The following is a 10,127-nucleotide window of genomic DNA, read 5'->3' as shown; positions in this document are numbered from 1 at the left end:
TTGACTTTTGGCACGCTGTTGAGTTCTCAAGGAACGGACGCTTCCTTCGCAGCCACTTCCGTGGCCCCTCCGGGCGCTTCGCTCTTTCGTGTTTCAAGCTTATCAGATCCGAGCTCGTGCTCTTCCCGACTTGCTTTCGTCTTCTGCGACCTGACGGCCCGTCCGACGTTTCAAACTTTAGCCGATCACCGCCTCGAAAGGCGAATCCGGCCACAATCCAGATAAACGCACACGGCAATTCGCACGGACACGCGACAGAGCGCGATCCGCTGCGGATCAGAAGTGGTGTTCCAAGGGATTGGCCGCTCCGGGACCGTCCGCGCAGATGCGTGTCCGGTGCTCCCTGTCGAGCGACTAGAGAACAGTACGCCTCGCCCACGGCTGATGCAAACGGTGCTCGGCCACCGGTGCGGCCGACTCCCCGCGCCAGGTTCCGCACCGGCTCGCCCTGTACCCACCCTTGAGCGATCGCTCAAACCTCTGCCATAGTGACCGCCAGGCAGTTGAGCAGTCGCTCAAAAGCACTCGGGGAACGGAACTGCCATGCCCAGCACCGTCGGACGACCGAAACCCCTCTACGTCGAGACCCTGATCGCTGCGGACCAGGAACTCGTCTGGAACCTCACCCAGCTCCCGCAGCACCATCAGCGCTGGGACGCGCGCTTCACCCGGATCAGTTACCTCCCGTCCACGGACCCCGCCGCACCGGTGCGCTTCCGCTATGTCCTCGGCCTCCCGGAGAGGACGAGCAGCAGAACGGACGGGACGAACGGACCGATCGAGGGACCGCGGCGAGGGCCGCGGTTGACCGGCATCGGCATCACGACGGCTGATCGCTGCCGCCCGGACGGCAGCCGGATCAGCGCGCTGCGGTTCCGTGCCGACAGCGCGCTGTCACCCCTCGGCGAGGGCGCGGGCTACTGGCGCTACCGAGCCGATCCGACCGGCGTCAGGTTCAGCACCGGCTACGACTACCGGCCCTGGCCCGGCCGCCTGGGCGCCGCGGCGGACCGATGGTGTGTCCGCCCGGTGGTCGGCTGGCTCACCGCCTGGTCCTTCGACCGGCTGCGGCTCTGGGCCGAGCGCGGCATCCCGCCCGAGCGTTCGCGTCGGCAGGCGACCGCCGAGGTGATGGCCCGGTCATCGGCGGTCGTGCTGGCGGCTCTGCTTCTCGGCCCGGCCGGCGGCCTGCCGCTGCTGGCCCTCGTTCTACTCCTGCCCCCGCTGCCGGGCACCCCCGCCGCCCGACGGTGCCGGCGGCAGCCGGCAAGCCGCGACGGCGCCCGGGCTCCGCACCTGCTCACCACCCTGGAGGATCCGTGACCACGACCACCGGCATGACCACGCCCGTCACCGCGGCCGCCCCGGCCACGGCCACCGAATCGATCTTCCGCCGGGCGATCGGACCTGCCTTCGAGCTCATGCACCCGCAGATGCAGCGGCGGTTCGGCTTCTCCAGCGAGTCCAAGATCGCCTGCCTCGGCACCGGCCGGATGGAGCAGGTCTGGCACGGCTCGAACCTGCTGCGACCGTTCCTGCACTTGGGTGCGACCCGCAATCTGCTCTTTCCGGAACAGGGCCGGGACATCGACTTCACCATCGCCAACTACGCGTACCGCGACCGGTTCGGTCGGGAGACGGTCACCTTCGTCCGGACCTTCCAGTTCACCCGGCCGCGCCGCTTCGACGCCACCATGGTCGCCTCGGACCGGCACCCGAAGCTGGTGCTCGACTATCTGGGCACTCATCAGCACATCGCCGCCGACCTGCGGTTCCGCGTCACCAGGAGCGGCGGTCTGCTGATCACCTCGCAGGACCAGCGGTTCACCGGCCTGCCCGGCGCACCGCGCTGCCCCGCGATGGTCACCGGCCAGGCCCGCGTGCACGAGTGGTTCGACGACCGGGCCGACTGCTTCCGGATCAACGTGCAGGTGACCAATCCCGTCCTCGGGCCGGTGATCGGCTACGCGGGCTCGTTCCGGGCCGAGTTCATACCGGTGACGGACCCGGCCGCAATCCCGCGCCATGTGCGGCCGGTGCGCGAGCAGGCCCGGAGCTGATGCGTGCGGACCCGCCCGAGTCACGCGTGGCCGATGGTGCCGCCGACCCGGCCGATACCCTGCTCGGTATGAGCGACACACGGGAGCGCCTGATGGCGGCCGCGATCAGCCTGATGAAGCGGCAGGGGATCTCGGGTGTCTCGGCGCGCACGATCGCCGCCGAGTGCGGGGCCAACCAGGCGCTGGTCTTCTACCACTTCAAGACGGTCGAGGGCCTGCTCGCCGCGGCCGCGGTGCGGGAGACCGAGAACCGGCTGGCGCTCTACCGGCCGGCGCTGGCGGCGGCGGGCTCGCTGCGCGAACTGCTGCGGGTCGGCCGCGAGCTGCACGAAACCGAACGGGCCGACGGATCGGTCGCGCTGCTGGGCCAGTTCCTGGCGGGAGCCTCCACCTATCCGCAGTTGGCCGAGGCGAGCGTGGCGGCGCTTCGGTTGTGGACCGACGAGGTGGAGGCGGTGCTGCTGCGGCTCTTCGCGGACCATCCGCTGGCCGAGCTGCTGGACCTGCCGGGGCTGGCCCGTGCGGTGTCGGCCTCGTTCATCGGCCTGGAGCTGTACGAGGGCGTGGACCCGGCGGGTGCGGCGGCGGCCTTCGAGGCGCTGGACCGGTTGGGCGTGCTGGTCGAGGTGGTGGACGGGCTGGGCCCGGTCGCGAACCGCGCGGTCCGGACGGCGCTGCGGCGCAGCGCGGCCCGGACCGCGAACGGCGGCTGAGCCCCGGTCAGCTGTTGGTCGGGAAGCCGAGGTTGATCCCGCCGTGCGAGGGGTCCAGCCAGCGCTGGGTGACCGCCTTGCCCCGGGTGAAGAACTGCACGCCGTCCGCGCCGTAGGCGTGCGCGTCGCCGAAGAGCGAAGCCTTCCAGCCGCCGAAGGAGTAGTAGGCGACCGGCACCGGGATCGGCACGTTGATGCCGATCATGCCGACCTCGACCTCGTGCTGGAAGCGCCGGGCGGCGCCGCCGTCGTTGGTGAAGACGGCCGTGCCGTTGCCGTAGGGGTTGGCGTTGATCAGCGCCAGGCCCTCCTCGTAGGAGGAGACCCGGACCACCGAGAGGACGGGGCCGAAGATCTCGTCGGTGTAGACGGACATGCCCGGCTTGACGTGGTCGAACAGGGTCGGGCCGAGCCAGAAGCCGTCGGCGGTGGAGTCACCGTTGGCGTCCTCGGCCGTGATCAGGTGCTTTCGGCCGTCGACGACCAGCTCCGCGCCGTCGGCGAGGCCGGACTCGACATAGGCGGTGACCTTGTCCCGGTGCTGGCCGGTGACCAGCGGGCCCATCTCGGAGTCGCCGTTGCAGCCGGGGCCGACCTTGAGGCCGGCCATCCGCTCCTTGATCCTCGCGACCAGCTCGTCACCGATCGGGTCGACCGCGACCAGCACCGAGACCGCCATGCAGCGCTCACCGGCCGCGCCGAAGCCGGCGTTGACCGCGGCGTCGGCGCTCAGCTCCAGGTCGGCGTCGGGAAGCACCAGCATGTGGTTCTTGGCGCCGCCGAGCGCCTGCACCCGCTTGCCGTAGCGCGTGCCGGTCTCGTAGACGTAGCGGGCGATCGGGGTGGAGCCGACGAAGCTGACCGACTTGATGTCGGGGTGCTCCAGCAGCCGGTCGACGGCGACCTTGTCGCCGTGCACCACGTTGAACACCCCGTCCGGCAGCCCGGCCTCCTGCCACAGCCGTGCGAGGAAGTCCGCCGCCGAGGGGTCCTTCTCGGAGGGCTTGAGCACCACGGTGTTGCCGGCCGCGATGGCGATGGGGAAGAACCACATCGGCACCATCGCCGGGAAGTTGAAGGGCGAGATGACGGCGACCGGGCCGAGCGGCTGCCGGATCGAGTAGACGTCGATACCGGTGGAGGCCTGCTCGGTGAAGCCGCCCTTGAGCAACTGCGGGATCCCGCAGGCGTATTCGAGGACCTCCTGGCCGCGGGCGAGCTCGCCGAGCGCGTCCGAGTGGACCTTGCCGTGCTCGGAGACGATCAGCGCGGCCAGTTCGTCCTTGCGGGCGTCGAACAGCTCGCGGAACTTGAACAGCACGGCGGTGCGCCTGGCGATCGAGGTGTGCCGCCACTCGGCGAACGCGGCAGCAGCGGCGGCCACCGCCTGGTCGACCTCGGCTACCTCGGCGAAGTCCACCTGGCCGGTGGTCCGACCGGTGGCCGGGTCGTAGATGTCGCCGCGGCGGGGCGCCGCGCCGGCGGTCGGCACCGGGGCGCCGCCGATCCAGTGGACGACATGCTTCTCAGCGGGCTTGGTCACGGTGCTCTGCCTCCAAATCGCGGGCTCTCACTCCAGTCTGGTCACCTCGTGCAGGTCACTCAACGAGCACACTGACGGGGATCGCCCTTTCGGCCTTACATCCCGTAGGGCCCATCGGTCTGCCACCGCCTCACAGATGCTCGCCGGGCTCGGCGAGCGCGGCGGCCGCCTCGTGCAGCACCAGCTCCAGCACCATCGGGTCGGTCAGCGCCCCCGACCCGTCTGGCGGCACCAGCCAGTGCAGCCCCCGCTCGCCGCGTCGGGGGTGCGGCACCAGGATCCAGCTGCCGTCGCCCGCGGCCCGGAGCCCGGTGCCGATCCAGCGGGCCGCTGTGCCGACCGGTACGAAGAAGGCCACCGTGTCATCGCCCGGATCGAACAGCACCGGGCCGGCACCCGGCAGTCCGTCCAGCAGCCACTGGCCCGGCCGGCCCAGCCGGCCGGGGACGATCAGCACGTCCCAGCACCGGCCTGCGGGCAGCAGCGCGGTACCGAGCGCGGACCGCTCCCACTCGCGCCGGCAGGCGTCCGGATCCGGTGCGGCGGCGGCCAGCCAGGCCATGGCGTCGGCAGGTGGGGTGATGTCCGCGGGTCTCCTCGCTCCGCTCGCCGGCGGGCTTCTGGCAGCCGCCGTCACCAGCAGGAGAGCGAGCCGGGCCCCGGCTCTTACACGGGTTCCGACACCGCGTCAGCCCCGATCGCCGAAGACCGTGCGGTGCCAGTCCTTCCGGGCCACCGCCGTGGTGTCGTACATGACGTGCTTGACCTGGGTGTACTCGTCCAGCGAGTACTGCGACATGTCCTTTCCGTACCCGGAGGCCTTGTAGCCGCCGTGCGGCATCTCGCTGATGATCGGGATGTGGTCGTTCACCCAGACGCACCCGGCCGCCAGCTCCCGGGTGGCGCGCAGCGAGCGGTGCACGTCGCGGGTCCAGGCGGAGGCGGCCAGGCCGTACGGGGTGTCGTTGGCCAGCCGCAGTCCCTCGTCGTCGGCGTCGAAGGGCAGCACCACCAGCACCGGGCCGAAGACCTCGCCCTGCACCACCTCGCTGCGCTGGTCCGCGTCGGTGATCAGGGTGGGCAGGTAGTAGGCGCCGCGGGTCAGGTCGGTGCCGTCGTGGCCGACGCCGGGCCGCTCGCCGCCGGTGACCACGGTGGCGCCGTAGCCGCGGGCCCGCTCGACGAAGCCGGCCACCCGGTCGCGGTGGGCGAAGGAGACCAGCGGACCGAGATCGGTCCGAGGGTTGTGCGGGTCGCCGAGCCGGATCCGGCCGAACAGCTCGGCGACGCCGGCCACGAAGTCGTCGTACAGCGGGCGCTGCACATAGGCGCGGGTCGCGGCGGTGCAGTCCTGGCCGCTGTTGATCAGCGCGCCGGCCACCGCGCCGTGCACCGCCGCCTCCAGGTCGGCGTCCTCGAAGACCACGAACGGGGCCTTGCCGCCGAGCTCCAGATGGGTGCGCTTGACGGTGGCGGTGGCCAGTTCGGCGACCCGCTTTCCGACGACGGTGGAGCCGGTGAACGAGACCATCGCGACGCCGGGGTGGCCGATCAGGTGCTCGCCGGCGTCCCGCCCCGCGCCGGTGACCACGTTGACCACGCCGTCCGGGATCCCGGCCGCGGTGCAGGCGCGCGCGAACATCAGCGAGGTGAGCGGGGTGAGCTCGGCGGGCTTCAGCACCACGGTGTTGCCGGCCGCGATGGCCGGCAGGATCTTCCAGGCGGCCATCTGCAGCGGGTAGTTCCAGGGCGCGATGGAGCCGATCACGCCGATCGGCTCGCGCCGCACGTAGGAGGTGTGGTCGCCCGAGTACTCGCCGGCCGCCTTGCCCTCCAGGTTTCGGGCGGCGCCGGCGAAGAAGGCCGTGTTGTCGATGGTGCCGGGCACGTCGAACTCGGTGGACAGCTTGATCGGCTTGCCGGTCTGCGCGGTCTCCACCCGGGCGAAGTCCTCGGCGTGCTCGGCCAGGATCCCGCTCAGTCGCAGCAGTGCCTCGGAGCGGGCGCCGGGGGTGGCGCCCGCCCACTCGGGCAGGGCGGCGGTGGCGGCGGCCACGGCGGCGTCCACGTCGTCGGTGGAGGCGAGCCGGATCCGCTGGACGCTGCTGCCGTCGGCCGGGTTGACCACGTCGAACGGCTCGTAGCCGCTACCGGCGCCGGCTCTGCCGCCGATGTACTGCGCGCCGTCCTCGAAGTTGCTGAGCTCCATGGGTCGGGTTCTCCTCCATCGGGTTCGTGCCGCCGACCCTGCCCGTCACCGCCGACCCGGGCAAGGGACACACCGACAGTCGCACCGCGAACCGGTTTACAGGGTGCAAGCCTCCTGACGGGGTGACAGGTCGTCATCCGGATGCATGATTCAGCTGACAACCTGTTTCCCCCCGTCAGGAGGCACCGCCGTGCTGCCCACCGTCGCCCGAGTGCTCGACCTTGATGTGATGCGGCGCGGCCTGCCGCAGGTGGTGGCGGCTGCCGACCGGCTGGACCGCCCGGTGCGCTGGGTGCACGTCAGCGAGCTGCCGGACGTGGCGGGGATGCTGCAGGGCGGGGAGCTGGTGCTGACCACCGGGATCGCGCTGCCCGAGGACCGCGAGGGGCTGGCCCGCTACGTCCGGGAACTGGTGGAGGTGGGCGCGGTCGGTCTGGTGGTCGAGTTCGGCCGCCGCTACTTCGACACGCTGCCCCGGGCCCTGGTGCACGCCGCCGAGCAGCGCGGCCTGCCGCTGGTGGTGCTGCGGCGGGAGATCCGGTTCGTCGCGGTGACCGAGGCGGTGCACGCCCTGGTGGTGAACGCGCAACTGGAGCAGCTGCGGGCATCCGAGGCGGTGCACCAGGTCTTCAACGAGCTGGCGGTGGAAGGCGCCGAGCCGACCGAGGTGCTGCGCCAGATCGCCCGGATGGCCGGACACCCGGTGGTGCTGGAGAACCTCAGCCACCAGGTGCTGGCGCACGACCCGGCCGGGCGCACCGAGGACGAGCTGCTGGAGCGCTGGGAGCGCCGCTCGCGGGCGGTGCGGCCGGCCGGGCGGACCGGCCATGATCCGCGCAGCGGCTGGCTGGTGACCGCGGTGGGGGCGCGCGGCGAGGACTGGGGGCGGCTGGTGCTGGTGGGCGATCCGGGCCCGGTGCCCGGCGGGGCGCCGCACCCGGCCGCGATGCTGCTGGAGCGCGGTGCGGCGACGCTGGCGCTCAACCGGCTGCTGGTGCGGGACCGGGAGAGCCTGGAGCGGCAGACCCACCGCACGCTGCTGTCCGGAATCCTGACCCATGCCCTGACGGTCTCCGAAGTGGCGCTGCGCGCCCAGGCGTTGGGGGTGCCGCTGGAGGGGCGGCGGCTGGTCGGGGTGGTGCTGCGGCGGCGCGGCGGACAGCTGCCCGCGGCGCTGGAGGCGCAGGCCAGGCTGCGGGACTTCACCGAGCTCGCGGCCGGCGCGGCCCGCGGCAGCCGGCTCTCGGCGCTGGTCGGGGCGCTGGACGACGAGGGGGTGGGGCTGCTGATCGCGCTGGGCTCGCAGCAGGACGAGCACAGTTCGCTGGAGGCGTTCGCGGCGACGCTGCGCCGGATGGTGGCGGACAGCCGGACGGCCGCGGACGGTGGACGGGAGGCGGCCGGCGGACGGGAGGCGACCGGAGGTCGCGAGGCGGCCGCACCGGTGGTGGCGGTGGGCTCCTCGGTGGGGTCGGTGCGGGATGCCCGGCGGACCCTGATGGAGGCCACCCAGGTCGCGGATGCCGCACTGCACGACGCACCAGGGGCACGCTCGGCCTCCTACTACCGGCTGCCGGACGTCCGGTTGCGCGGCCTGCTGCACCTGCTGCGCGACGACGCCCGGCTGCAGACCTATGTGGAGCGGGAATTGGGTCCGCTGCTGGCCCATGACGCCGAACACGGCTCGCAGCTGGTGCAGTTGCTGCGGATCTACCTGGAGCAGGGGCGCAACAAGTCGGCCGCGGCAGACGCTGCGCATCTGTCGCGGCCGAGCTTCTACGACCGGCTGCACAAGGTGGAGCGGATCCTGGCGGTCGACCTCGACCAGGTGGAGTCCTGCCTCTCGCTGCACGTCGCCCTGCTGGCACTGGACGCCGTCCGACGCTGACTGTACGTCAATTCATGTGTGCGTCGGCCGCGTTGAGCACCTCGTCCAGCACGGCCAAGCCGACGCGGGCCTCCTCGGCGGTGACGGTGCACGGGGGCACCACATGGAACCGGTTCATGTTGATGAACGGCCAGAGCCCGCGCTTCTTGCAGGCGGCCGCCAGCTCGGCCATCGGCGCGTTGGCGGCGCCGGCCGCGTTGTAGGGGACCAGCGGTTCCCGGGTGGCGCGGTCGCGGACCAGGTCGAGCGCCCAGAAGACGCCGAGCCCGCGCACCTCGCCGACCGACGGGTGGCGTTCGGCCAGTTCGCGCAGACCGGGGCCGAGCACGGTCTCGCCGATCCGCCGGGCGTTCTCCACGATGCCCTCCTCGGCCATCGCGTTGATGGTGGCCACGGCGGAGGCGCAGGCCAGCGGGTGCCCGGAGTAGGTGAGGCCGCCGGGGAACGGGCGATCGGCGAAGGTGGCGGCGATCTCGGCGCTGATCGCCACGCCGCCCAGCGGCACGTAGCCGGAGTTGACGCCCTTGGCGAAGGTCAGCAGGTCGGGGGTGATCCCCCAGTGGTCGGCGGCGAACCAGGCGCCGGTGCGGCCGAAGCCGGCCATCACCTCGTCCAGGATGAAGACGATGCCGTAGCGGTCGCAGATCTCCCGGACGCCGGCCAGGTAGCCGGGCGGCGGGACCAGGACGCCGGCCGTGCCGACGACGGTCTCCAGGATGATCGCTGCCACGGTGTGCGGGCCCTCGAAGGCGATCACCTGCTCCAGGTGGGCGAGGGCGCGCTCGCCCTCCTGCGCCTCGTTCTCGGCGTGGAAGGCGGAGCGGTAGGGGTACGGGCCCCAGAAGTGGACCACGCCCGAGGTGCCGGTCTCGTTGGGCCAGCGGCGCGGGTCGCCGGTCAGGGCGATCGCATTGGCGGTGGCGCCGTGGTACGAGCGGTAGGTGGCGAGCACCTTCTGCCGGCCGGTGTGCAGCCGGGCCAGCCGGATCGCGTTCTCGTTGGCCTCGGCGCCGCCGTTGGTGAAGAAGATCTTGTCCAGGTCACCGGGGGTGCGCTCGGCGATCAGCCGGGCCGCCTCGCTGCGGGGCTCGACCGCGAAGCCCGGGGCCATGGTGCACAGCGCGGCCGCCTGCTGCTGGATCGCGGCGACCACCTTGGGGTGCTGGTGGCCGATGTTGGTGTTGACCAGCTGGGAGGAGAAGTCGAGGTAGCGGTTGCCCTCGTAGTCCCAGAAGTACGAGCCCTCGGCGCCGGCCACCGCGAGCGGGGCGATCTGGGCCTGGGCGGACCACGAGTGGAAGACGTGCGCGCGGTCGGCGGCCGTGACGGCCTGCCCGGCGGCGGGGTCGGCGGTGGGGAAGCTCATGTCCGCCAGCGTAGGTAAAGCGCCGGTGCGGCGGGCAGCGGCATGGTGTCAGGTGGTCACCGGACGGGGCTGACACTGTGCAAAGGGCCCGGGAGCTGCTGCTCCCGGGCCCTCCACCTAGCGAATCATCAGGTCGCGGTCATGCTGCGCCTGATGGTGATGACCCGCTAGATCGCGGTCATGACGTGCTTGATGCGGGTGTAGTCCTCGAAGCCGTAGGAGGAGAGGTCCTTGCCGTAGCCGGACTTCTTGAAGCCGCCGTGCGGCATCTCGGCGACCAGCGGGATGTGGGTGTTGATCCAGACGCAGCCGAAGTCCAGCCGGCGCGACATCCGCATCGCCCGGGCG

At 71.8% G+C, this 10,127-nt stretch carries 9 protein-coding genes; 4 read left to right on the top strand and 5 right to left on the bottom strand.

The window, feature by feature from the left end; genetic code table 11:
• Positions 1 to 543: 543 nt before the first annotated feature.
• From P3T35_RS40000 to P3T35_RS39990, 3 genes are all read left to right on the top strand, one after another.
• Positions 544 to 1,323 (top strand): hypothetical protein, encoded by a 780-nt coding sequence (locus P3T35_RS40000; RefSeq protein ID WP_101382393.1) that lies wholly within the window; start codon positions 544 to 546, stop codon positions 1,321 to 1,323.
• Complete coding sequence (locus P3T35_RS39995) at positions 1,320 to 2,060, top strand: DUF4166 domain-containing protein (RefSeq protein ID WP_348533465.1); 741 nt, start codon at positions 1,320 to 1,322, stop codon at positions 2,058 to 2,060. The genes P3T35_RS40000 and P3T35_RS39995 overlap by 4 nt, the downstream gene beginning before the upstream one ends.
• A 68-nt stretch (positions 2,061 to 2,128) precedes the next feature.
• Positions 2,129 to 2,773 (top strand): TetR/AcrR family transcriptional regulator, encoded by a 645-nt coding sequence (locus tag P3T35_RS39990; RefSeq protein WP_101385293.1) that lies wholly within the window; start codon positions 2,129 to 2,131, stop codon positions 2,771 to 2,773.
• A 7-nt stretch (positions 2,774 to 2,780) separates the two neighbouring features.
• Here the strand turns inward: P3T35_RS39990 and P3T35_RS39985 are convergent, their stop codons facing one another.
• The 3 genes from P3T35_RS39985 to P3T35_RS39975 all read right to left on the bottom strand — a co-directional run bounded on the left by P3T35_RS39985 (position 2,781) and on the right by P3T35_RS39975 (position 6,525).
• Positions 2,781 to 4,280, bottom strand: coding sequence for a CoA-acylating methylmalonate-semialdehyde dehydrogenase (locus tag P3T35_RS39985; protein ID WP_280709812.1), 1,500 nt, complete (start codon positions 4,278 to 4,280; stop codon positions 2,781 to 2,783).
• Positions 4,281 to 4,446: 166 nt separating this feature from the next.
• Positions 4,447 to 4,878, bottom strand: a complete 432-nt coding sequence (locus P3T35_RS39980) for a hypothetical protein (RefSeq protein ID WP_101382391.1) — start codon at positions 4,876 to 4,878, stop codon at positions 4,447 to 4,449.
• 126 nt (positions 4,879 to 5,004) lie between these two features.
• Positions 5,005 to 6,525 carry a gamma-aminobutyraldehyde dehydrogenase gene (locus tag P3T35_RS39975; RefSeq protein WP_101382390.1) on the bottom strand — a complete coding sequence of 507 codons (1,521 nt, stop codon included), beginning with the start codon at positions 6,523 to 6,525 and terminating at the stop codon, positions 5,005 to 5,007.
• 190 nt (positions 6,526 to 6,715) lie between these two features.
• Here P3T35_RS39975 and P3T35_RS39970 point away from each other — a divergent pair, with 190 nt between their 5' ends.
• Complete coding sequence (locus P3T35_RS39970; RefSeq protein ID WP_101382389.1) at positions 6,716 to 8,413, top strand: PucR family transcriptional regulator; 1,698 nt, start codon at positions 6,716 to 6,718, stop codon at positions 8,411 to 8,413.
• Between the two features lie 7 nt (positions 8,414 to 8,420).
• On the opposite strand, the gene P3T35_RS39965 is transcribed toward P3T35_RS39970, so the two are convergent.
• Positions 8,421 to 9,779, bottom strand: a complete 1,359-nt coding sequence (locus tag P3T35_RS39965; RefSeq protein WP_101382388.1) for an aspartate aminotransferase family protein — start codon at positions 9,777 to 9,779, stop codon at positions 8,421 to 8,423.
• Positions 9,780 to 9,946: 167 nt separating this feature from the next.
• A partial coding sequence (locus tag P3T35_RS39960; protein ID WP_280709808.1) for an aldehyde dehydrogenase family protein occupies positions 9,947 to 10,127 on the bottom strand: 181 nt, incomplete at its 5' end.

Origin of the sequence: Kitasatospora sp. GP30, from assembly GCF_029892145.1 — a bacterium.
Lineage (GTDB): Bacteria > Actinomycetota > Actinomycetes > Streptomycetales > Streptomycetaceae > Kitasatospora > Kitasatospora acidiphila.
The sequence above is the reverse complement of the archived record's forward strand: the minus strand, read 5'-3'. Positions and strand labels throughout refer to the sequence as shown.